We start from the raw sequence: 22,079 nt of genomic DNA, 5'->3' as shown, positions 1-22,079 counted from the left end.
ATTATTCCAAAAGCCCTCTGCTATCGCAGGGGGCTTTTTTTATGCGTGGGGTTTAATAGAACAAAATAAAAAGGCTTAAATTCAATTTAAGCCGTTTTATTTATGTCGCAGATTCAAATACCAAGTGCGACATATTTGTAGTTAGTTGAAAAAGTTAGGTGTATTAAAATCATTAGACTTTTTTCAACTCGCAATTGGAAAGCACCCAATGAAGCAATACACCCAACTTTCTCAAGATGAAAGATACGAAATTTATGCTGCTTTGAAAAGCAAATCTTCAATCTCTACCCTTGCCAGGGAGCTTGGACGTTCTCGATCAACCCTTTATCGTGAGATCAAAAGAAATACTGGAAAACGTGGATATCGAGCTCAACAGGCAGAGAAATTTTCAAGTCAAAGACGATATCGATCCTCTTCACAAATGACGGATTTTGCTCTCGTTTATATTCGTTATCTGATTGGCTTAGATTGGTCTCCTGAGCAAATTTCAGGTGCTTTAACACAACGAGGTTGGCTTGATGTGCCTTCACATGAATGGATTTATCAGTACGTCTATCTAGATAAATCTAAAGGCGGTAAGCTCCACATTCATTTAAGACATCAAAAGAAATATCGTAAACGAGGCTATAAAAATACAGACCGTAGAGGCCAACTCGTTGATAGAACAAGTATTCACTGTCGCGATGAGGTCATCGAGAAACGTCAACGCCTAGGTGATTTTGAAGGTGATACCGTGATAGGCAAGAATCACAAGGGGGCATTATTAACTCTGGTTGAGCGCAAAAGCTTGTATGTACATATCGTTCATTTGGGACAAACTAGAACCACAACTAAAACGATCTCGTGTGCTTTAGCATGTTTGCGCAGCAGTCATGCCTACAGTGTAACCTTTGATAATGGTAAGGAGTTCTCCGAGCACCGGCGGATAACGGAAGCAGGGATAGAGACGTACTTTGCAGATCCATACAAGTCGATTCAACGAGCCAGAAATGAAAATACCAATGGTCTGATCAGGCAATATCTGCCAAAATCATCTTCGTTTGATGAAGTGTCAAATGAACAAATAGAGCAGATAGAATTTGCTCTCAATCATCGCCCTAGAAAAACACTAGGCTGGTATACGCCTAGTGAAGTTATGGCTGGTTTTTATACTGTTGCACTTGCTGCTTGAATCCGCCTGTATTAATATTTCTGGAATGCATTTACTTAATTATTAGTACATTCTAATTACATCGATTTTTTAAGTTGCTTCTGGTGCGTTAAAACTTCTTTTGCATATTTTTTGCCTTGTTTACGCATTTTTCGATCTTTCTCATAGGCAGTAGGGCCTACATTATAATAGCCCAGCGCTTTTTCTAGGCTGCCGCTAGATTCCTGATAACGTGACAGAATATAACTCCCACATCCAATATTGACTGCTTCATTAAATAAATCAGGTCCACAGGTAGATCTCCAATAACGCGGAACAATTTGCATAAGACCCACTGCACCTGCAGGTGAAGCGACCTGACTGCGATAGGTAGATTCCTGTCGAATCACGGCTGCTACTAGCAAGGGATCTAGACTATGTCTTTCTGCATTCTGAATAATTAAAGGTGAAACGCGAGTAGCAGTTGTCGCAGGCACAGCATATGCAGTCTGAATTCCTTGAGACAGTTTAGCAGAGCGTTTTTCTAAGGAGTTACCTCCTAGTGAGGAGCAAGCACTTATTAATATTGTACTAAAGCCAAGCATCCCAATTTTTAAGGTAGTAGGATTTAAGACCTTTAATAATGAATAGTTTTTGCTAGAAAATTTGCCCAACAACTTTCAGCTTCCCTGTATTTTTAAAATTAGGTCGATCTTAGGAAGATGTATGAAAATCGTCAAGAAATTAGATGATTTGTTTACAAAGACAACTTAGATTTTGTTGAATAATGAATTTTTTATGAAGAATTGCTTAAAGAAAAGCTAGTTAGCAGCTGAATTTGTATCTCTGGCTCTTCTTTAAAGTGTATTATATATTTGGATGCACAAGATAGCTTAGTCTAAAGTTTTTAGCATCCAGATTTCACAAGCTGCACTATGACCCGTATTGCCTTCGGGATGATCGAGATGTTCAAAACTTAATTTTTCGTAAAGCTTTACTGCCTGCCAAAGACTTGCAGTAGTTTCAAGATAGATTCGTTTAAAGCTCTGCTCATGAGCGAAGTCAAAAGCCAGATTTAAAATCTGTTTTGCAAATCCATAACGACGAATAATAGGTAAGAAATACATTTTCTGTATTTCTAGAATACTCTGATCACCCTGTAATGGCGCAATACCTCCACCGCCAAAGACTTGATCCTGCTCATCGACAATGACCCAATAAGCCGCTTTTGGCTGCTGATATACTTCATACAGGTTATCCAGGATTGAATCACCGACAGCAAAACCGGACTCTGCTGCAAGTCCGAATTCTACGGAAACTTCACGAATAATTTTGGCAATTTGAACATTATCTTGAGGTTGTATAGGACGAATAGAATACATAGGTCATGACATGAAAAAGGATGGAAATTTTATAGTCCGAAAACCATAAAAAATCCATCCTTTTTGATGATTTGTTCTTTAATAAAGCAGTATTTCTAGTTTTTGATTATTTTAATTCACTTGAAGATTTACCTAGTTCACGTCGAGCAATAATGAGTTGCTGAATCTGTTGAGTTCCTTCGAAAATATCCAGAATCTTGGAATCACGTGCCCATTTTTCTAAAAGTTCTGCTTCGTTATAGCCTATAGATGCTGCTAATTCGACGCACTTCAAAGTAATTTCATTCGCAATACGACCCGCCTTGGCTTTAGCAATAGAAGCTTCACGGGAATTAGGCTTACGATTATCCGCCATCCACGCAGCTTTCAGCATTAATAAACGGGCGGCTTCCCATTCGGCTTCTATACGATAAATCTGCGCTGCAATATTCGATGTATGTAAAAAAGGCGTATTGTACTCAGGGTCTAGCTGATCCTTAAAAATTTCCTTGATTCTTTCTAAGGAAGCTTTAGAACAACCAATTGCCATCGCTGCAACGAGTGGACGGGTATTATCAAAAGTTTCCATGACCCCAGCAAAACCTTTAGCCACATCAATTTCTGCATGTCCAAGCAAATTAGCAGCAGGTATACGACAATCGATAAAACTAATTGCAGCCGTATCCGAGGCTTTAATGCCTAGCTTATGTTCCAGACGCTCGATTTTCATGCCAGGCGTACCTTGGGGTACGACAAAGGATTTGATTGCAGCACGGCCAAGTTTTTTATCTAAAGTCGCCCAGACGACAACCGCATCTGCACGTTCGCCAGAGGTGACAAAGATTTTTTCACCATTGAGGATATAGTCATCACCCTCTTTAATGGCAGTAGTACGAATGGCAGCTGAATCGGAACCACAGCCTGGTTCAGTGATTGCCATCGCTGCCCAGATGCCATGAAAGCGTTGTAACTGTTCATCATTAGCAACAGCAGCAATGGCTGAATTTCCTAGACCTTGACGCGGCATGGATAAAAGTAGTCCGGTATCGCCATAACACATTTCGACAATACTAAGTGCAGTGGACATATTGACGCCATTTTTATTACTTTCATCGTTATCACCGCGTTTATTGACCGCAGCTCCCGCATTCATGCCTTCGCTGCCTTGGTTCATACCGTCGACGACAGAAGCGAGCATATTTAACTCTTTCGGATAAGCATGTTCAGCTTTGTCATATTTGCGTGAAATAGGGCGGAGTACATTTAGAGCAACTTCATGTGCTTGATCAATCAGCAATTTGAATTTTTTAGGATTTTGCAAGTTCATCTATTTTTTTCCTTATTCTTTGCTCAGGCATGAAGGCCAGAATGTACGATTGCTGTTGCTCTTAAGTCCCGATACCAGCGTTCTACCGGATGTTCCTTGGTGAAGCCATGTCCTCCAAGAATCTGCACGCCATCTGTGCCAATTTTCATGGATTTTTCTGCACAGAGCAGACGGGCCAGATAAGCTTCTCGATGAAAATCCTGCCCGGATTCTGCCAGACTGGCGGCATTCAGGATTAGCATTTGCATGGCATCAATTTCAATCGCCATATCTGCAATCATAAAAGCTACACTTTGCCGATGGGAAATTGGTTCACCAAAGGCTGTGCGTTCATTGGCATATTGCACACAGTATTTTTTAACCGCTTCACAGGTACCGACCGCCATGGCACACCACATCAAGTTACCCAGATCAATAAAAGCGGTGCAATCAAAATCGTCATCTCCCAGGCGTTGTGCCAGTGTGTTATTAAATTTTAGATTCATGGTTTGAGTGGCTTTCAGGCCCATAGCCGGAGATTTTTGTGCAGTAATAGTATTATTGCGTTGCACAATAAATACTTCGGTTTTGCCATTCAGATCTGCACTGACCAGATAGATATCAGCAGTTTCTCCGAGCATCACCAAGGTTTTTTCACCATTAATTAAATAGTTATCTCCATTCGACGTTGCTTTAGTTTTTAACTGATAAGGATTAAAGGCAACTGTTACTTCCTGTACTGCGAAGGTAGCTTTAAGATGAGGATCATCAGCGAATGCAGTCAAATACTCAGTCTGAACCTGTTCTGAACCCCAACGGGTAATCGCATTAATCACACTAAAAGTAGAAAGCAGTCCAGCGGTCAGACTGAAATCACCTTGAGCCAACTGTTGAGCCATCAGGACATTGCTGACGATATTCTGTTCTGCAGCAACGCCACCTAGAGCTTCAGGCAGCGCATAAAAATTAAGACCCAGATCAGTTGAATATTGCCAGAGTTCCTCTGGGAAGATTTCATGATGATCTGCATCGTGTGCCAAAGGATAAAGGACTTCGCTGGCAAACTGTTGCATTGCCTCGCAGGTCATTTGCTGTTCTTCAGTCAGATTCAGATCAAACAGGGATTTGGACTGATGTGGTAAACGTTGTCTTTGAATTTTCTGACCAGATTTCAGGATTTTCTGAGTTTGGCTGAATGTTTTAAAACCTGCTTTAGAGCTTTGATAAAGAGATTTTTCTAAAAATTTACGCAGCTTTAATTGGTCGAGTAAATCACTTCCAGCCACTTTGGTCAGGATGGACAAGCCAAATCCTTGTGCTTTGTTCACCATATTGTTCATTCTAATTATCCTACGGGGTGCTATCTTATTTGCCTGATGTTGACATGCAGTTCTAGAAAAAACCATGTCATCAATGACATGAATCATTGTCAATTTATCATTAAAATAAATAGAGGATTTAAAATTTAAGATATTGAAAATAAATAGAAAAATGAAATAAGAGAAATTTGGTTTTTGTCAAAAATTGACCCGAATGACAAAATCATCCGGGTCTTATATAAGGCTAATAATAACTTAGTCTATTAGAGATGACGTTTAATCATCGCGCGTACATTAGTTTTCGCATCAATCACCGTCATGAAGGTATAAGCGCCAATGAACTTACGGCTGATAAACATAAATTCTTTAGGCGGTACACTGAAATAACGTGAAGCCATGGATTTAGAAGCCTGCTGCATCACACGGCTATGAAGCTGGCTTTTTTTCCAGTTATAGCGGTCATGTTCATCCATCACACCTGGAGGCAAGTCTTTATTGTTCATTGGCGAGCTGAAGGCTTCTGTGGCTAACAGGAAGACTTTCGCCATATCCGGTTTGATGCTAGGCGGAATAGAATCAAAGAATTCATAACCGGTCATGGCTTTTACCATCATGTCTGAATCATGATGATAACCGGCCTGGATCAGGTTACGCGCTACATTGAGTAGATGCTGGTCAAACTGACGGATTGCACCGAAGTCAAGAAGTACAATTTTGTCCTGGATATTTTCGCCATCACCTAGACGTACCAGATAGTTACCGAAATTCGGGTCAGTCTGCATCTCGCCCCATTCAAAAATCTCACGTACAGCGATTTCAAGGGAAGCTTCACCCAGTTTATTACGACGTTCCTGTGGTAGAGACAGCATCACTGGACTATTGATGGGTACACCACGTTCAAAGGTCATACACAAGACACGGTCAGTACAATAGTTATCGATAATGGTCGGTACGATATATCGTGGATCATTTTGAAGACGCTTACAGAAGCGGCGAGTGGTATCCGCCTCAATTTTGTAATTGACCTCACGATGCATCATCTCGCGAACTTCATCAAACCATTGATCAAATTCACGGGTTTGCGGCACCATACGGGTCAATTTGAGCATGTTCTTAAACAGGCTCATATCAGAATCAATAGCTTCAGCTACACCCGGGTACTGGATTTTAAGCACCAGCTCCATACCGTCTGACTTACGCACCGCACGATGCACCTGAGCCAAAGAGGCAGTGCCCAAGGGCTCATGATCAACTGTCAGACCATCTAGCTTGGAACCTAATTGCTGCTGTAATTGAGCTTTGATCGCCGGCCAAGCCAAAGCGACTGTTTTATTATTTAAAGTATTTAAGGCTTGAGTAACTTCTTCTGGCAGAAAATGCTCGCCATACAGTGCCATCATCTGGCCAATTTTGACAATTGAACCTTTAAGCTTGCCAATTTCTGCAACCAGATAATCGGCCTGTTCTTTCATGGCTTTTTTGCGTCTTCTTTCTTTTTCTTCTTCGCTCGAGAACATAGAACCCGCACTGGATGCTGCCCAGCGCGTACCTGCCAGCAAAGATGCCTTTGCGATCGATAAGCGTCGATCCATTGAGGAAGTTTTCAATTGTTTAAGCTTATCGTTCTGATCTGACATGTAAACTCAATCCTTTTATCAGCATAAAGCGGAATAAATCATTGTAGTGGATATTACCGTGTCTGCACGTATTAAAAAAGTTTAAGCCGCTGAATTCACGGTGAAAATCTCGGCAAGAGCATATCGCTTGCCGTTTTGACCAGTGTAGGGTGAATATTATGACATTTGAAATTGAATTTTTAATTCAGATCGTTGTTGTAACTGTTGTTTATTTGTTTGAATATGTTGATGAATTAGGTTCTGGACTGTTTCATGCATAAAACCCAGCGCATAACCCTTCACAATAATGATGCTTGGCAAGCTGAAAAACAGGTATTTGGCATCTTCCAGTGTCGCGCTACTAAATACGCCTTGCTGCATTAATGTGGTCTGTAAAAATACCTTTTCCTGCTGCACCTGACTGGATAACTGGTCATTCCAGTAGTTCTGGCGCATGGCCATAAGATTGTTGTGCTTATAGCTCATAAGATCTGGGCTCGTTTGGACATCATTGCCGAATTATATGCGGCCATAAAATCAAGTTTCAACCAAAGAACTGTGACATCTTTTTAAGCGAGAAAAATATAGGATTTTATCGAGGATCAAGTTAGTATCAGGCAATAATATAAACAAGATTCATTATTCAATATTGATTGGAAACAAGCCGGTTTTGGTGAAGGAGATATTATGTGTTTTGCATGTTTATTAATGGCAGGTTGTTTGGGGACAATGGCATTACAGGTTCAGGCGGCTACAGGTTATTCTCAGGAATATACCCAGTGCATGAACTTTAGTTATGGCAATACAGCTAAACTACAAAAATGTGTGAAAAAAGAATTAAAAGCACAGAACAAACGTCTGAAGAAAAACTATAAAACTTATCTGAAATTAAATGCTGGCTATCGTAATAATATTGGTGAGCAGCATACAGTGTGGCAACGTAAACTATCACAGCAATGCAAGCTGACTATGAATACACAATATGCCCAGATTAAACAGGGTCAATGTGCGCTGGAGATGGTAAAAGATCAGGCGAATTTGTATCAATCGCGTTCTTATCGTGCCGGTGCTTAAACTGGTTTTAAGTTAATAAATCCTTCCGGAAATAGTGATAAACCTTAAAAAGCAGGATTCTAATCTGTCTGAAATCCAGAAGATCTGTCATTGATAAACCATGGAGAATTCGGGTTTTTCATGGTTTTGGCATTATAAAAGACCTCAAAACAAGGTATCATAAGGCGTTCTAAAAAATGACCTTGGAGACGCCTTAAGTGGATCGACCGACTATTAGCCCTGAACATTTGCAGGAAGCCGCTGAAAATTTAACTACCATTCGTGATTTTATTCGTTTTGGGGTTACAGCATTACGTCAATACGATGCGCACTTAGGTCAAGGTACAGAAGATTATTTTGCTGAAAGTTCAGCGCTGGTTCTACAAACCTTGTCACTGGACTGGAATGCAGATCCTGAAATTCTGGACTCTAAATTATTGCCGAGTGAAGTCGCTGAGTTCTTAAGCTTGCTGGAACGCCGCATTAATGAACGTGTTCCAACCTCTTATTTATTAAATCTGGCCTATTTCTTCGGCAAGCCATTCTATGTCGATGAACGTGTATTAATTCCACGTTCGCCAATCGTTGAGCTGATTGAAAACCGCTTTGCTCCTTATTGCCTGACTGAAAATGGTGAAATGCGCGCAGCAGTAAATAACTTGCCAGAAAACCCGAATCCAAAAACTCCACAACGCATTCTGGATATGTGTACCGGTTCTGGCTGTATCGCGATTGCATTGGCCTATGCTTTCCCGGATTCAGAAGTGGATGCAACTGATATTTCTAAAGATGCCTTGGAAGTGGCGCAGATTAACTGTGAACATCACAGTAAACAGTACCAAGTGGCCTTACTTGAATCTGATTTGTTCGCTAAAATTCCAGCTGAAAACCAATATGATCTAATCGTATCTAATCCTCCATATGTCGATGCAGAGGATATGGCTGATCTTCCTGATGAATTCCATCATGAGCCAGAGCTGGCATTGGCTGCTGGTCAAGACGGTCTGGATCTAGTTCGTAAGATGCTGGCTCAAGCAGCTGATTATCTGACTGAAGATGGTCTGATCGTGATTGAAGTGGGTAACTCTGAATGGGCAATGAAGCAAAACTTCAATACCGTTGATTTCCACTGGTTGCAGTTCCAACGTGGTGGTTCAGGTATCTTTGCACTGACTGCAGCCCAATGCCGTCAATATCGCGATTTATTCATTCAATCTGTTAATTCATAAGGAGTCGTTGACATGGCAGGTAATAGTATAGGGCAACTCTTCCGTGTAACGACTTGTGGTGAATCTCATGGTGTTGGCTTAATGGCCATTATTGATGGGGTTCCACCAGGGATTGAACTGTCTGAAGCTGATTTGCAAAAGGATTTGGACCGTCGTAAGCCAGGTACTTCAAAATTTGCAACACAGCGTAAAGAGCCAGATGAAGTTGAAATTATTTCCGGTGTGTTTGAGGGTAAAACCACCGGAACTTCAATCGGTCTTTTAATCCGCAATACGGATCAAAAATCGAAAGATTATGGCAATATCGCGCAAACTTTCCGCCCAGGCCATGCAGACTATACCTATACTCAGAAGTATGGTTTCCGCGACTATCGCGGTGGTGGCCGTTCAAGTGCGCGTGAAACTGCGATGCGTGTAGCAGCAGGTGCGATTGCCAAGAAATTCCTGTTTGAAAAATTCGGTATTGAAATCCGTGGTCATGTGACCCAAATCGGTACTGAAAAAGCAGAAAAACTGGACTGGAATGAAGTGCCAAATAACCCATTCTTCTGTGGTGATGTTGATGCCGTTCCACGTTTTGAAGCACTCGTGACTTCATTACGTGAACAGGGCACAAGCTGTGGCGCACGTTTAGAAATTATTGCTTCTAAAGTACCAGTCGGTTGGGGTGAACCAGTATTTGATCGTTTAGATGCTGATATTGCCCATGCGATGATGTCAATCAATGCCGTGAAAGGCGTGGAAATTGGTGATGGTTTTGGTGTGGCTGAGCAGTTCGGTCATGAAACCCGTGATGAACTCACAACAGATGGCTTCCTGGCGAACCATGCTGGCGGTATCTTGGGTGGTATATCTAGCGGTCAGGATATTCGTGTTTCGATTGCGTTGAAACCAACGGCTTCCATCACGACTCCGGGTAAAACCATTACCATTAACCGTGAAGATACTGATGTCCTGACCAAAGGCCGTCATGATCCTTGCGTGGGTGTACGTGCAACCCCAATTGCTGAAGCGATGCTAGCAATTGTTTTGATGGATCACTTCATGCGTCATCGTGCACAAAATGCCGATGTCGTTGCGCCGTTTGAGCCAATTGAACCTAAATAATTTGCTTTATAGAAGCAAATGAAATTAAAGTCAGGCTTCGGTCTGGCTTTTTTATGTTTATAAAATGAAAAATAACAATATTCGTTTAGCCCAAGCTACGGACATTCAAAGCATTGTTAAGTTGATCAATACAGCTTATCGATCTAATTTGGGCTGGACGCATGAACATTGCATTGTTTCAGGTGATCGAATTAATGAGGCTCAGTTAAGTGAGCTTTTAACACGATCTGATTTTGAACTTTATGTTTTGGAAAATGATGACCAACTGGTGGGTTGCATTGATGTGACACACTTGCCAGATTGTTTTGAAATCGGCAGTTTTGCTATTGACCCAGTCCGGCAAAATTCAGGTTATGGTCGAATATTGTTAGATTTCGCTGAGCAATACTCTAGAGAAAAAATACCTTTCAAAAAACTTAGAATGACTGTTCTTAATGTTCGCATTGAATTAATCGCGTATTATGAGCGTCGTGGTTATCACCAAACCGGCAAAACAGAGAGTTATCCACTCGATGCAGATGTTGGACAGCCTTTAGTAGATTTAAATCTGGTGATTTTAGAAAAAAGTCTCGAAAAGATTTATGAAGTTATTTGAATCTATTTTTGATTCTAAGTGTATTTAATAAAAATAATGACAGGATGTATGAATGGAAGTATGGTTAAGTGCTGAATTAAGTAGGGAAGTGTTAACAGAAGATCATCTTGATCTCGAAAATAAAGCACGTAACGCAGTAGAAAATGCCTTAAATGCTCAACTACAAAATAAGTCGTATGATATTCCGATAGATAAATGGAAGTGCATTGAAATTATGATGGGAAATGATAGTTTTGATGAACGTATTTTTTATTCATTTAAACGTAAAAATATGGATTTCCGTTTAAGGATTGATCCAACAACTTTTAAGGCAACAGATGATTTAGGTCGTGAGAGACTCATTTTTAGGATGCTCTTAAGAAGCTTAGATTTGTTAAAAGTTAAGTTTGAAAAAGTCCGTCCGAAGCTTGATGTAAAGGTTTATGAGGAGCTTGAAAGATTAAAAAATGATGCACTAAATATTGCAAAAGATGAAAGTTGGATTTAAAGCGTATTTTAATTAAAGCCAGCCAGAGTGTTTTTTATTTATTATCCATTGAATTTTCCACTATTTTTATCCTGAAACGAGCCGCTTGTTGTATCCTTGCTCATTGACAGGCAATTGAATTGGATGCGATTGCCGCAAAACCCATATCATGAGTTGTTCAATGTTTCAGACTATCTTCACTGTACTGTTTCCGCTTATTGGCCTGATTACTTTGGGCTATGTATTAAAACAAAGGAAATGGCTGGAAGATAGTTTCTGGCGTGGGGCAGAAAAACTCAATTATTTTGTCCTGTTTCCAGTTATGCTGTTTTTAAATCTGGCCGTAGCCAAGATTGAAATGGCAGTCATTAAAGATGTGATTCTGGTGGTCTTTAGCCTTATGGCGGTGGTCAGTATTGCGCTATATGTACTGCGCAAGATTTATCAGATTGGCTATGCACGTTTTGGGGTCTATGTGCAGGCACTTCTGCGCTTTAACACCTATATCGGACTTGCAGCAGTGAATGCCTTATTTCATCAGCAGGGCATGACCATTTTCGCCGTAGTGATGGTGTTGTGTATTCCACTGGTCAATATTTTATCTGTACTTGCATTTACTCGTAGTTCAGATATGCAGATCTTCAAAATTCTGGTTGATCTGTTAAAGAATCCTTTAATTTTAGGCTCTCTTGTGGGTGGCCTATTTAATCTTTCAGGCTTATCACTCTGGGCCGGGTTTGAATTATTCCTAAAACAGATTGCCTTATGCAGTTTGCCGCTTGGCTTGATGTGTGTGGGGGCTGCTTTAAAATTCCAAGGCTTCCAGCGGGATATCTTCCCATTGGGCCTGGCGACTTTTGGACGTTTATTAGGAATGCCACTTGCTGCTTTCTTTGTCTGCCAATTATTTNNGGGGGAGATAGCCAGTTCATGGCTAGTATTATCAGTATGCAAACGGTAGTCGCGGCAGGATCTCTCATGTTAATTCTTTCCTGGTTAATTTAATTTTAGGCTCTGAAAGCCAGTCATATATTGAGAGTTTTCTGGTAAACCAATCTCGTAAATAGCCTAAGAAAATATTAACTTTATTGCTTTTCTTAAATGCTTTTTATTGGAGCATGACGTAGAAAAATGAGGCAAAAAACCAAATTAAAATCTTAAAACTCATTTGAAATGGATAGTGTTATTTCTTCTAAATTTATTGAAAGTGTTGTTACCACTTAAATCACGTGAATTAACATAAATAAAAAACTGTAGTCCCCGATAAGATGGTATATAAATTGCTCAGGATAATAAAAATATTATTGCAGGAGAGAAATGCTACTGCATTCGCCGAAGGAGCAAGGTCCCAGGAAACTCTCAGGCAAAAGGACTGCAATAATATATTAAACTCTGGAGAGAAGTGTTGAATCACTCACCGAAGGGGGAAGGTTGCTGCATACAGTTATGATGCAGTTACCGAAGCTCTCAGGTACACATGACAGATGGGAAAGACATCACATATTAAGGAGAGGTGTCTATGCGTCATGTTATTGTGGTGGGGGCAGGCATTACCGGTGTAACAACAGCTTATGAGCTCGCTTTACTCGGTTATCAGGTCACGGTGGTCGACCGTCATCTTTATCCCGCGATGGAAACATCCTTTGCCAATGGCGGACAACTTTCTGCCTGTAATGCAGAAGTCTGGAATCAAAAAGCCACTGTATTGAAAGGCATCAAATGGATGTCACAGAAAACCGCGCCACTATTGCTTAATCCTTCTTTTAGTCTGCATAAATATGGCTGGCTGATGGAATTTCTAGGTCATATTAAAAATTATGAAGCCAATACCCGGGAAACGGTAAGACTCGCGCTACTGGCCAGAAAACGCCTGTTTGAAATTGCCGAAATTGAGCAGATTGATTTTGATCTGGAAAAGCGCGGAATTCTACATTTCTACCATAATAAAGCTGATTATGATGTCGCAATTAAGGTCAATGATCTCCTATGTAGTGGTGGTCTAGAACGTAATGCAATTACAAATGAAGAAATCAAGCAGATTGAACCTGCATTAACTGGAGATTACTACGCCGGGTTTTATTGCCAAAGTGATGCGACTGGAGATATTCATAAATTCAGTACCGGACTGGCAAATGCTTGTATGAAAAAAGGGGTGAAATTCGAATTTGGTCAGGATGTATTTGCAGTCGATCACCAGACACAGCAGATTATAGTTAAATGCAGGCCAAGCCCTGAAAATGTGCGTGCCAATGCTGAAGATGTGCTCGAGATTCAGGCAGATGCCATTGTGGTATGTGCAGGTGTCAGCAGTTACCAGTTGGCAGATCTGTTGGGGGAGCGGGTGAATGTCTACCCGGTGAAAGGCTATTCAATTACGGTACAGCTCAATGAAGAGCAAAGCCAGCAAAATGCTCCTTGGGTCAGTCTCCTCGATGAGAGTGCCAAGATCGTCTTGTCACGCTTAGGTAAAGACCGCTTACGTGTTGCAGGAACCGCGGAATTTAATGGCTATAATCGGGATATTCGCGTAGACCGGATTCAGCCTTTAATTGACTGGACACAACGCAATTTCGATCTGTGTACTGAACATGTGGTTCCGTGGGCAGGTCTGCGTCCCATGATGCCGAATATGATGCCTGTAGTGCGCCGTGGTAGACAGGAACGTGTCTTTTATAACACCGGTCATGGACACTTGGGCTGGACATTATCAGCGGCAACCGCAGCTATGATTAGCCAAGAAATAGCTCAGCATTACCCGGCATAAGTAAATAGCCCGCTTGCGGGCTATTTTAAAAGATCAAAAAATAATTGTTTATCAATTAAGCTCCTTCTACTTGGGGAAGAAGGTTGGGGTGAAGGGAATCTTTATAAAAACTTCTCCAATAAGGAGAGGGAATTTCTAGTTTAAATTTTTAAATATATATTTAGGAGATTGGTAGATAAAAATAAAAGTCGACTGTTTAATCATATAAACGATAAATACCACTAAAGCGCTCGCAGCCTTTTTGTTCAGTACTGACCGTCAAGATTGCTTTGCTATAGTTAAAGGTATATTTGCAGTCATGCTCATTATCCATAATCTGGCTTTTAGTTTCCGTCGTGGTATAAGCCAGAAAAGGAATGGTCTGGGTTTCTGCACGATTGTTCGGATTACGGTAGGCGACCCCTTCAATCTTGATGCGGTCTTTCGTCAGCTGATGAATCTTGAGATGAATCGGCTGTTTGGCCATTTGGCCCTGTTCAAACTTCAGATAGTGCTGAGTCAGGCTCTGATTCAAAGAAATATAAATATTGAGGTCATCCAGACGCTGGTCAAATTGCTGTTTAAAGCAGTCCAGCGTTTTACATTGCTGTAAGCGTGTGCTCCATAGTTGCTGGGTATCTTGCAACAAGCGAACAGGTGCATCTGTAATCAGAAAAGCGGTAAAATATTGATCAGCCAGTTTTTCACGCGGTTCATCTAGAGAGGCTGAGCAGATCTTTTTCATGGCTGCGTTATTGTTATGATGACTGCTACAGTCCAGCGATTCAGCATGAATGCTGCTAGCAAAAAGGCCTGTCCCGAGTAAAAGTCCCATTATTTTCATCATATTTATATCAGTTTTCAGTAGCATGATCGCTTATACTTTCACTGTGTTACGCTAGGTCTAACTATAGCGAAATAGAAACGTCGTGTACAAGATTTCAATCAGTTATTTCTAAAGGATATAAAAGTGATTGCACAAATTCGTATTGGTCAGGGACTGGATGTACATGCATTTGAAGAAGGTGATTTTGTCACTCTGGCAGGTATTCAGATTCCACATACGCATGGCTTGAAAGCACACTCTGATGGTGATGTAGTTTTACATGCACTTTGTGATGCTTTATTAGGTGCCTTAGCACTGGGCGATATTGGTCAACATTTTCCGGATACCGATCCGCAGTTTAAGGGTGCGGACAGCAAGGTCTTGTTAAAGCATGTCTATCAGCTAATTCTGGATCGTGGTTATCGCCTGAATAACGCTGATATCACTGTAGCTTGTGAACGTCCAAAGCTGGCTAAACATAATCTGGAAATGCGTCAGAGCATTGCCGATGTACTGGATGTGGATATGACTCAAATCAGTATTAAAGCCACAACCACTGAAAAATTAGGATTTACTGGCCGTCAGGAAGGTATTCTGTCTATGGCAACTGTTCTAATCAGCCACTACAAATAACATCAACCGAAGTTATTGGGATGAATCAGGGATAATTCCAGTTCATGTGTTGCTTTACGGCCTTGCAGCTGTAGGGCAACCGCATGAATTAAACCGGTCCAAGTTTCATTCGGTTCCCAGAGCTGATGCAGATATTCCTGCGCAGTCGGCATATCCATATTCATGTAGTATTGACGGTATAGATATATCAGGCAGCTGACATGATAATTCTGCGTACAATGTACCCAGACCATTTGTTCTTTGACCAGATAATCAATCAGATCCAATACCAGTAGGCACTGACTATCTGAGGGAGTTTCCCAAGAGATGGGCAACTGGATATAGTTCAGGCCAAGATCAAGACAAATTTTATCTTCATGTAACAGATGATGATCGCTATCTGTTAATGCCACATTGATTACGGTAGAGACGCCGTATTCTTTAATCAACCTCAGTTGTTCAGTTGTCGGCTGACCAGAGCTGAACAGATGGTCATGGATGAACTGAAAATTTTCAATTTGACTTAATGCAGTTTCAATTTCATTCATCAGATAAAATTTTCCTTGTTCAGAAATGAAAACGCCATCTTGTCGATGGCGTTTGTCAGTTCGTTTAACGATTAGGTAAAACGTCCTTCAATGCCTCATGCATGTCAAGCAACACTTTTTCTGTGGTCTCCCAATCGATACAGCCATCAGTTACTGATTTTCCATATTCCAGATCACAAAGATTGGCAGGAATATCCTGACGGCCACCTTTCAGATGACTTTCTACCATAATACCAACAATTGACTTGTTTCCATCAAGAATTTGTTCAGTAATATTTTTTAAGACAAGCGGTTGTAAGTACGGGTCTTTATTCGAGTTTGCGTGGCTGGCATCAATCATGATCTTGCCGCTCACTTTGGCTTTCGCAAGAGCTGCTTCAGCATCTGCAACTGAACCTGCATCGTAGTTAGGTTTGCCATTACCACCACGTAGAACCACGTGTGCATATGGGTTACCAGAAGTACGAATCACCGCAACCTGACCTTGATCATTAAGGCCCAGGAAGCTGTGACCATGTTTAACAGATTGCATTGCATTAGTCGCAACAGTTAAGCCGCCGTCTGTGCCATTTTTGAAGCCGACTGGTGAAGACAGGCCAGAAGACATTTCACGGTGAGTTTGGCTCTCAGTAGTACGTGCACCGATCGCTGACCATGAAATTAGATCTTGATAGTACTGTGGAGAGTTTGGATCCAGTGCTTCTGTCGCACATGGCAGGCCAAGTTCATTCAGCTCCAGTAACAGTTTACGACCGATACGCAGACCTTTCTCAATATTGAAAGAGTCATTCATATCAGGGTCATTGATCAGACCTTTCCAGCCTACAGTTGTACGCGGTTTTTCAAAATAAACACGCATTACGATATACAGGCTATCTCTTACTTTTTCGCTTAAAGCTTTTAAACGTTCAGCATATTCATGCGCAGCCGCTGGATCATGAATTGAACATGGACCAATCACTACAAAAATACGCTTATCCTTGCCATCCAGGATATTACGAATCGTTTCACGACCATGCAGTACGGTTTGATAAGCAGTTTCAGTCAAAGGTAACTCTGCTTTCAACTGAGCAGGTGTTACCAAAGGAATCATGCTTTGGATATTCACGTCATCAATATCTGATGCTGAAATAGGTTTTGACTGTAGTGTATTCATTGCCGTCACTGGTTTGATCATACAAAAGGTTGTTTAATAGCCTGAATATAACATGAATGATGCGTCACTTTGTTATAAAAAAGATGAATACTTCTTTGAAAAAAAAGTGATGAATCCATGATTTAGTTTAAACAGCAGCAGCTTTTTCTGCTGCTGTTACCAATTCAGGTTGGGCGGGTTGTGCCGGTTTTGACTTGACTGGATTCACAATGAAATTCACGCCAAGACAGAACAGGGTAATCCCAAGAATTTTACGGATAATTTTCTCTGGCATACGTGAACTGATCAGTGTACCAATCACAATTGCTGGAATAGAACCGCAAATTAACCAGCCTAATAAAGTAAAGTCTACATTACCTGCGCTCATATGGCCCAGACCTGCGACTAAAGTTAGAAGTACAGCATGTACTACATCCGAACCGATGATGCGAATCATGGGTAAATTCGGAAACATGAGGATCAAGGCCATAATACCGAAAGCACCGGCACCGACAGATGATAGGGTCACAAATACGCCCAGTACAATCCCCATGATCACGATCAAGACACGTTTATTACCAGATTTAAAGTCAACTTTGTCCAGATCCTGAGTCATGTCAGGCAGTTCTTGTTTGCGGTATTTATTAAAAAACTTTTCAATAGAATTGCGGAATATAATAGATGCCCCGGTAAGGGTCAGCATAAAGCCTAATACCATGGTCAGCGTTGCTTTATAATGTGTCGATTGACTGAGGTAATTCTCTAGTACCCAATGGGTCGCAAATGAGGCAGGGATACTACCGATGGCCAGCCAGATCACAATAGGCCAGACAATATTCATTTTTTTGGCATGAACCAATGAACCACAAAATTTAGAAATTGCGGCATAAAGAAGGTCTGTACCAATCGCGATATGCGGTTCAACCCGAAGCAGTGTAATCAGGATTGGGGTCATCAACGAACCGCCACCGACACCGGTAATCCCGACACAGAAACCAACCAATACACCTGCTAAAATAAATTCAATCGGACCAAACATGCATATATGCCAAAATCAAAAAACGAGCATATCTTATGACTTTTAAATATAAGTCGTTGTCTTGATTATTGATTTGCTTATTCTAAAAAGAGATAAAGACTGTAAAATTTAAAGTAATTCATCCTAATTTATATTTTAATTTGAATCATCTAGTACACCTTTCTATTGCTAAGCCTGAAAATTGATAAAGATTCTGCAAAATGCCTTTTGATTTATTTGTTTAAAGATTATTCGGTTTAGGTCACTTCTAATTTTTAAGCTGGGCTAAGGCGCGGGCATTGTCCAGATCCCAGTAATTTTATTATTTGAGATAGCCATGATTTGTGAGTTCAACACTTAGGCATGCTCAAATCACGCTTTATGATAGAATCTGAACGGAATTAATTTGTCTCATTTGAGGGAATACACTTGCAGAATCGGAAACTTAAAATCGGAATCGTGGTGGGAGAGGTATCGGGAGATACGCTTGGTGCGAAGTTCATCCGTAGTTTTCGAGAGCAGGGTATTGATGCAGAATTTGAAGGGATCGGCGGGCCACAAATGCTGGCGGAAGGCTTCAAGAGCTACTATCCAATGGATATTCTCTCGGTCATGGGCATTGTTGAAGTCCTGAAAGATATTAAAAAACTGTTTGCAGTTCGTGATGGTCTGGTCGAGACCTGGACGAAAGATCCAGTCGATGTGTTTATCGGTATTGATGCGCCTGATTTTAATTTGCGACTTTCCAAAACCCTGAAGCAAAAACAGTTACCGATTAAGACCGTGCAATATGTCAGTCCTTCGGTCTGGGCATGGCGTCAGGGCCGGGTACATGGCATCAAGGCCAGTATTGATCTGGTGCTGTGCCTATTTCCATTTGAAAAAGCATTTTTCAAGAAATGGGATGTTCCGGCAGCTTTTGTCGGTCATCCATTGGCAAGCCAGTTACCCCTTAACAATGATCTGGCTGAAGCGCAGGCAGAACTGGGTCTCGATTCTACGCAAAAGTATATTGCACTGCTGCCGGGGAGCCGCCGTGGGGAAATTGAACGTTTAGGACCATTGGTACTGGATGCAGCCAAAATTCTACATCAGAAATACCCGGATTATACGTTTCTGATTCCCGCCATTAATGAGATGCGCAAACAGCAGATTGAAAACTTGCTGGCACAATATCCGGACAGTTTAAAAGCGCATATCCGCCTGATGGAAAATACCAGTAGCGAGTCAAAAATTGGCCGCCAAGTCATGAATGCGTCCAATATCATTGCGCTAGCTTCAGGCACTGCGACACTGGAAGCCATGTTATTGCACCGTCCGATGGTGACCTTTTATAAATTGCACTGGCTGACTTTCCAGATTGCCAAATTGCTAGTCAAAATTCCTTATTTCTCATTGCCAAATATTATTGCGGGCAAAAAAGTCATTCAGGAATTAATTCAGTCTGAAGCAACGCCTGAAAATCTAGCTGCTGAAATTGAAAAATTGATGGATATTGAAGCAGCTCAAATTCAGGTGATGCAGCATCTCACCATGCACAAGCAGCTGCTTTCCGGCAATAGTGAAGATCCTGTCAAAGCGGTACTAGACTTAGTCCAATAAAGGCGTCTTGCTTTTCTGACAAGCAACACGATATTGGGTCGGGGTTTGTTCAAACTGTTTTTTAAAGCTTTGACTAAACGCCGTTTCCGAAGAATAGCCTACCAAATAGGCGATCTGCTGAATGCTAAATCCGCTATTTCTGAGATATTGTGCTGCCAGTCGAAGTCGATACTGTTGCAGATAAGCCAATGGCGGCTCACGAACAATCTGGGTAAACAGCTGGGCAAATTTGGAGCGCGACATATGGCATTGTTCAGCCAAACTTTCTACAGTCCAAGGCTGTTCTGGTTTGCCATGAATCGCTGCCAAGGCATTGGATAGTTCAGGATGCGAAAGGGCATTTAGCCAGCTTGAGGCATTTTCCAGATTCAAAATATAATCTCGTACGCATTCAATCAGTAAAATACTGACCAGATGATCCAGAATCTTGTCCCGTCCAGGACGAAGTTGTTGGGTTTCTAGCGCCAGAAATTGCAAACCGACCTGTAACCATTCTGGTGCTGTATCTCCCAGAATATGCTGGATGTGCAGAAATTTGGGTAAAGCACTCAATAGCGGTTTCGCCATCTGGATATCCAGATTGGAACGAATCGCCAAAATAAAACTACGTTCTGCTGAATGGGTGATATTGAGATCCACACATTGCTGTGCATGAGTCTGAAAATAAGAGTTGATCGAATGATGTTCAGAAAAATTCGCATTACCGGGACTAGAAATCCGATGGGCAGAACCTGCAGGCAATAACATCAGATCGCCTTGTTGCAGCTCAAGCAGATCGCCATCTTTAAATATTAATTGCGCTTGACCTTGCAATAACACATAAGCCAGCATGGAAGGTTCATATTTATAATCAAACCCGCCTGGATGGAACAGATTGAGGTAGAGATATTCTGATTTTTCCAGATGAATATCATCAAAAATTTTACTTAAAGCATCCATGCCTGACTCTATTCTTTTGTTTTAATTCATTTAATTAAATTTAAATAGTCCAGAATTGTGATTTAAGGCCAAGATTTAGCCTATTGCGCCAAAGACGCTGACATAGTTTTTCTGGACGTTCAATACTGTTTGCTAATGCTGAAATATTCAACTATATGTGCAGAGTAACATAAAAAAGGAGGGTCGTAATGAATGCCCCTGCACAAATTAGCAAAGCTCAGTTCACGCAGGATGTGTCAGCGCTGAAAGGTTTACAACTGGATAAAAAACGTTTTGGCTGGCTGCTCAGTCCCAGTTTGCCTGTGATCGGTATGGGAATTCTGGCTGGCTATCATTTTGGTCCCAAAGCCACTAAAAAAGTCTTTGCGATGGGTGGACCTTTATTATTGCATGTGATTATCCCGACTCTGGATGCTTTAATTGGTGATGATGCCAATAATCCAAATGATGAGCAGATTCAGGCATTGGTCAGAGATCCTTATTATGACCGGATTGTGAAGATGTTTATTCCTTTGCAAATGGCTGCCAATGCTTTTGCAGGCTATGTAGTATCCCGCCCAAATGTTTCTCTGGTCGATCAGGTTCTACTTGGCGTATCTATGGGGGCGATCAATGGAATCGGCGTGAATACTGCGCACGAGCTGAGCCATCGTTCTCAGAAAAAAGACCATTACTGGTCGCATGCCAGCCTGATGCCACTGGCCTATAACCATTTCCGGATTGAGCATCCTTATGGACATCATAAACGGGTGGCGACGCCAGAAGACCCGGCATCTTCGAAAATGGGTGAATCTTTCTACCGTTTCTGGCCACGTACCGTATTGGGTGGCTTGAAATCAGCAATTCAGATAGAAAAAAGACGTTTGGAACGTAAAGGCTTAAAATTCTTTAGTCAGGAGAATGAACTGTTTCATGGCTGGGCCATGAGTGCGGGCTATCATGCCTTGATGCTGAAAACGTATGGCAAAAAAATTATTCCTTATACGCTGACCCAGGCCTTCTATGGCATCAGCCTGTTTGAGATCGTGAATTATATCGAGCATTATGGGTTGAAACGCGGGCAAAAAGCGGATGGTACCTATGAGCGAACCTTGCCCGAACATAGCTGGAACAATAACAATATCGTGACTAATCTGTTCCTGTACCAGTTACAGCGCCATTCAGATCATCATGCCTATCCAAGCCGGCCATTTCAGGCATTGCGACATTTTGATGAAGCGCCAGAATTACCAAGTGGTTATGCTACCATGCTGATTCCAGCACTGATTCCACCATTGTGGTACAAAATGATGGATCAACGTGTGTATCAGCATTATCAAGGCGATCTGACTAAAGCGAATATTCTGCCTTCGAAGCGTGCCAAGCTGCTTAAGAAATTTGGTCTAAAAGACGCTGCGGCTTGATGATGTAAACAAATAAAAAATGCGCCTCAAATGGCGCATTTTTATTGATTTAGGACTTACGCACTATTACTT

Annotated in this window: 21 protein-coding genes, 1 pseudogene and 1 riboswitch; of the genes and pseudogenes, 11 read left to right on the top strand and 11 right to left on the bottom strand. The window is 41.4% G+C overall.

What is annotated here, in order from left to right:
• Positions 1-208 precede the first annotated feature (208 nt).
• Positions 209-1,171: an IS30 family transposase gene (locus B3J29_RS07075; RefSeq protein WP_004780562.1), complete on the top strand. Its 963-nt coding sequence runs from the start codon at positions 209-211 to the stop codon at positions 1,169-1,171.
• A 56-nt stretch (positions 1,172-1,227) separates the two neighbouring features.
• Here the strand turns inward: B3J29_RS07075 and B3J29_RS07070 are convergent, their stop codons facing one another.
• The 6 genes from B3J29_RS07070 to B3J29_RS07045 all read right to left on the bottom strand — a co-directional run bounded on the left by B3J29_RS07070 (position 1,228) and on the right by B3J29_RS07045 (position 7,217).
• Positions 1,228-1,734, bottom strand: coding sequence for a lytic transglycosylase domain-containing protein (locus B3J29_RS07070; RefSeq protein WP_224214000.1), 507 nt, complete (start codon positions 1,732-1,734; stop codon positions 1,228-1,230).
• 288 nt (positions 1,735-2,022) lie between these two features.
• On the bottom strand, positions 2,023-2,511 hold the full coding sequence (locus B3J29_RS07065; RefSeq protein ID WP_004785485.1) for a GNAT family N-acetyltransferase: 489 nt from the start codon (positions 2,509-2,511) through the stop codon (positions 2,023-2,025).
• A gap of 106 nt (positions 2,512-2,617) precedes the next feature.
• Positions 2,618-3,817 (bottom strand): acyl-CoA dehydrogenase family protein, encoded by a 1,200-nt coding sequence (locus B3J29_RS07060; protein ID WP_004785486.1) that lies wholly within the window; start codon positions 3,815-3,817, stop codon positions 2,618-2,620.
• 23 nt (positions 3,818-3,840) lie between these two features.
• Entirely contained in the window at positions 3,841-5,127 is a 1,287-nt protein-coding gene (locus B3J29_RS07055) for an acyl-CoA dehydrogenase family protein (RefSeq protein WP_171064827.1), read from the bottom strand.
• 251 nt (positions 5,128-5,378) lie between these two features.
• Positions 5,379-6,752 carry an ABC1 kinase family protein gene (locus B3J29_RS07050; protein ID WP_004785492.1) on the bottom strand — a complete coding sequence of 458 codons (1,374 nt, stop codon included), beginning with the start codon at positions 6,750-6,752 and terminating at the stop codon, positions 5,379-5,381.
• A 156-nt stretch (positions 6,753-6,908) separates the two neighbouring features.
• Positions 6,909-7,217, bottom strand: coding sequence for a hypothetical protein (locus B3J29_RS07045; protein ID WP_004785493.1), 309 nt, complete (start codon positions 7,215-7,217; stop codon positions 6,909-6,911).
• 201 nt (positions 7,218-7,418) lie between these two features.
• On the opposite strand from B3J29_RS07045, the gene B3J29_RS07040 reads away from it, so the two are divergent.
• From B3J29_RS07040 to B3J29_RS07010, 7 genes and pseudogenes are all read left to right on the top strand, one after another.
• Entirely contained in the window at positions 7,419-7,805 is a 387-nt protein-coding gene (locus tag B3J29_RS07040; protein WP_004785495.1) for a hypothetical protein, read from the top strand.
• A gap of 197 nt (positions 7,806-8,002) precedes the next feature.
• Positions 8,003-9,013: a 50S ribosomal protein L3 N(5)-glutamine methyltransferase gene (gene prmB / locus B3J29_RS07035; protein WP_004785497.1), complete on the top strand. Its 1,011-nt coding sequence runs from the start codon at positions 8,003-8,005 to the stop codon at positions 9,011-9,013.
• Positions 9,014-9,025: 12 nt separating this feature from the next.
• Positions 9,026-10,120 carry a chorismate synthase gene (gene aroC / locus B3J29_RS07030; protein ID WP_004785500.1) on the top strand — a complete coding sequence of 365 codons (1,095 nt, stop codon included), beginning with the start codon at positions 9,026-9,028 and terminating at the stop codon, positions 10,118-10,120.
• A 64-nt stretch (positions 10,121-10,184) separates the two neighbouring features.
• The gene (locus B3J29_RS07025; RefSeq protein ID WP_004785502.1) at positions 10,185-10,715 is read left to right on the top strand and encodes a GNAT family N-acetyltransferase; all 531 of its coding nucleotides are present in this window, start codon (positions 10,185-10,187) and stop codon (positions 10,713-10,715) included.
• Positions 10,716-10,767: 52 nt separating this feature from the next.
• Positions 10,768-11,202 (top strand): Imm44 family immunity protein, encoded by a 435-nt coding sequence (locus tag B3J29_RS07020; protein ID WP_004785504.1) that lies wholly within the window; start codon positions 10,768-10,770, stop codon positions 11,200-11,202.
• A gap of 160 nt (positions 11,203-11,362) precedes the next feature.
• A pseudogene (locus B3J29_RS07015) lies at positions 11,363-12,186 on the top strand (AEC family transporter).
• Between the two features lie 292 nt (positions 12,187-12,478).
• Positions 12,479-12,566, top strand: a riboswitch (glycine riboswitch).
• Between the two features lie 134 nt (positions 12,567-12,700).
• Complete coding sequence (locus B3J29_RS07010) at positions 12,701-13,945, top strand: D-amino acid dehydrogenase (protein WP_004785507.1); 1,245 nt, start codon at positions 12,701-12,703, stop codon at positions 13,943-13,945.
• Between the two features lie 196 nt (positions 13,946-14,141).
• Here B3J29_RS07010 and B3J29_RS07005 read toward each other — a convergent pair whose 3' ends face one another.
• Positions 14,142-14,795, bottom strand: a complete 654-nt coding sequence (locus B3J29_RS07005; protein WP_004785509.1) for an A1S_1983 family putative colistin resistance protein — start codon at positions 14,793-14,795, stop codon at positions 14,142-14,144.
• A gap of 99 nt (positions 14,796-14,894) precedes the next feature.
• On the opposite strand from B3J29_RS07005, the gene ispF reads away from it, so the two are divergent.
• Positions 14,895-15,383 carry a 2-C-methyl-D-erythritol 2,4-cyclodiphosphate synthase gene (gene ispF / locus B3J29_RS07000; RefSeq protein WP_004785510.1) on the top strand — a complete coding sequence of 163 codons (489 nt, stop codon included), beginning with the start codon at positions 14,895-14,897 and terminating at the stop codon, positions 15,381-15,383.
• Between the two features lie 2 nt (positions 15,384-15,385).
• Here the strand turns inward: ispF and B3J29_RS06995 are convergent, their stop codons facing one another.
• From B3J29_RS06995 to B3J29_RS06985, 3 genes are all read right to left on the bottom strand, one after another.
• A complete protein-coding gene (locus B3J29_RS06995) occupies positions 15,386-15,910 on the bottom strand; it encodes a protein tyrosine phosphatase family protein (protein ID WP_004785512.1) in 525 nt (174 codons plus the stop codon).
• A 64-nt stretch (positions 15,911-15,974) separates the two neighbouring features.
• Positions 15,975-17,066, bottom strand: coding sequence for a 3-deoxy-7-phosphoheptulonate synthase (locus B3J29_RS06990; RefSeq protein WP_152606034.1), 1,092 nt, complete (start codon positions 17,064-17,066; stop codon positions 15,975-15,977).
• Positions 17,067-17,193: 127 nt separating this feature from the next.
• Complete coding sequence (locus tag B3J29_RS06985; protein WP_004785516.1) at positions 17,194-18,084, bottom strand: sulfite exporter TauE/SafE family protein; 891 nt, start codon at positions 18,082-18,084, stop codon at positions 17,194-17,196.
• 408 nt (positions 18,085-18,492) lie between these two features.
• On the opposite strand from B3J29_RS06985, the gene lpxB reads away from it, so the two are divergent.
• Entirely contained in the window at positions 18,493-19,665 is a 1,173-nt protein-coding gene (gene lpxB / locus B3J29_RS06980; RefSeq protein ID WP_004785519.1) for a lipid-A-disaccharide synthase, read from the top strand.
• Here the strand turns inward: lpxB and B3J29_RS06975 are convergent.
• On the bottom strand, positions 19,654-20,604 hold the full coding sequence (locus tag B3J29_RS06975) for an AraC family transcriptional regulator (protein ID WP_004785522.1): 951 nt from the start codon (positions 20,602-20,604) through the stop codon (positions 19,654-19,656). The genes lpxB and B3J29_RS06975 overlap by 12 nt on opposite strands.
• Positions 20,605-20,792: 188 nt before the next feature.
• Between B3J29_RS06975 and B3J29_RS06970 the strand changes: the two genes are divergently transcribed.
• Positions 20,793-22,007, top strand: coding sequence for an alkane 1-monooxygenase (locus B3J29_RS06970; RefSeq protein ID WP_004785523.1), 1,215 nt, complete (start codon positions 20,793-20,795; stop codon positions 22,005-22,007).
• Positions 22,008-22,079: the final 72 nt, after the last annotated feature.

The sequence above is a fragment of the Acinetobacter sp. UBA5984 genome (assembly GCF_002429925.1).
GTDB classification, from domain to species: domain Bacteria; phylum Pseudomonadota; class Gammaproteobacteria; order Pseudomonadales; family Moraxellaceae; genus Acinetobacter; species Acinetobacter variabilis.
This window is presented reverse-complemented; position numbering and strand designations above follow the sequence as displayed.

Excerpts from the sequence above, each read along its gene's own strand:
- B3J29_RS07050 (WP_004785492.1), bottom strand. The coding sequence starts at position 6,752 with ATGTCAGATCAGAACGATAAGCTTAAACAATTGAAAACTTCCTCAATG.
- B3J29_RS07025 (WP_004785502.1), top strand. The coding sequence starts at position 10,185 with ATGAAAAATAACAATATTCGTTTAGCCCAAGCTACGGACATTCAAAGC.
- B3J29_RS07075 (WP_004780562.1), top strand. The coding sequence starts at position 209 with ATGAAGCAATACACCCAACTTTCTCAAGATGAAAGATACGAAATTTAT.
- B3J29_RS06975 (WP_004785522.1), bottom strand. The coding sequence starts at position 20,604 with ATGGATGCTTTAAGTAAAATTTTTGATGATATTCATCTGGAAAAATCA.
- aroC (WP_004785500.1), top strand. The coding sequence starts at position 9,026 with ATGGCAGGTAATAGTATAGGGCAACTCTTCCGTGTAACGACTTGTGGT.
- B3J29_RS07040 (WP_004785495.1), top strand. The coding sequence starts at position 7,419 with ATGTGTTTTGCATGTTTATTAATGGCAGGTTGTTTGGGGACAATGGCA.
- B3J29_RS06970 (WP_004785523.1), top strand. The coding sequence starts at position 20,793 with ATGAATGCCCCTGCACAAATTAGCAAAGCTCAGTTCACGCAGGATGTG.
- B3J29_RS07005 (WP_004785509.1), bottom strand. The coding sequence starts at position 14,795 with ATGCTACTGAAAACTGATATAAATATGATGAAAATAATGGGACTTTTA.
- B3J29_RS06995 (WP_004785512.1), bottom strand. The coding sequence starts at position 15,910 with ATGAATGAAATTGAAACTGCATTAAGTCAAATTGAAAATTTTCAGTTC.
- B3J29_RS07055 (WP_171064827.1), bottom strand. The coding sequence starts at position 5,127 with ATGGTGAACAAAGCACAAGGATTTGGCTTGTCCATCCTGACCAAAGTG.
- B3J29_RS07070 (WP_224214000.1), bottom strand. The coding sequence starts at position 1,734 with ATGCTTGGCTTTAGTACAATATTAATAAGTGCTTGCTCCTCACTAGGA.
- B3J29_RS06985 (WP_004785516.1), bottom strand. The coding sequence starts at position 18,084 with ATGTTTGGTCCGATTGAATTTATTTTAGCAGGTGTATTGGTTGGTTTC.
- B3J29_RS07060 (WP_004785486.1), bottom strand. The coding sequence starts at position 3,817 with ATGAACTTGCAAAATCCTAAAAAATTCAAATTGCTGATTGATCAAGCA.
- B3J29_RS07065 (WP_004785485.1), bottom strand. The coding sequence starts at position 2,511 with ATGTATTCTATTCGTCCTATACAACCTCAAGATAATGTTCAAATTGCC.
- B3J29_RS07020 (WP_004785504.1), top strand. The coding sequence starts at position 10,768 with ATGGAAGTATGGTTAAGTGCTGAATTAAGTAGGGAAGTGTTAACAGAA.
- B3J29_RS06990 (WP_152606034.1), bottom strand. The coding sequence starts at position 17,066 with ATGAATACACTACAGTCAAAACCTATTTCAGCATCAGATATTGATGAC.
- B3J29_RS07010 (WP_004785507.1), top strand. The coding sequence starts at position 12,701 with ATGCGTCATGTTATTGTGGTGGGGGCAGGCATTACCGGTGTAACAACA.
- B3J29_RS07045 (WP_004785493.1), bottom strand. The coding sequence starts at position 7,217 with ATGAGCTATAAGCACAACAATCTTATGGCCATGCGCCAGAACTACTGG.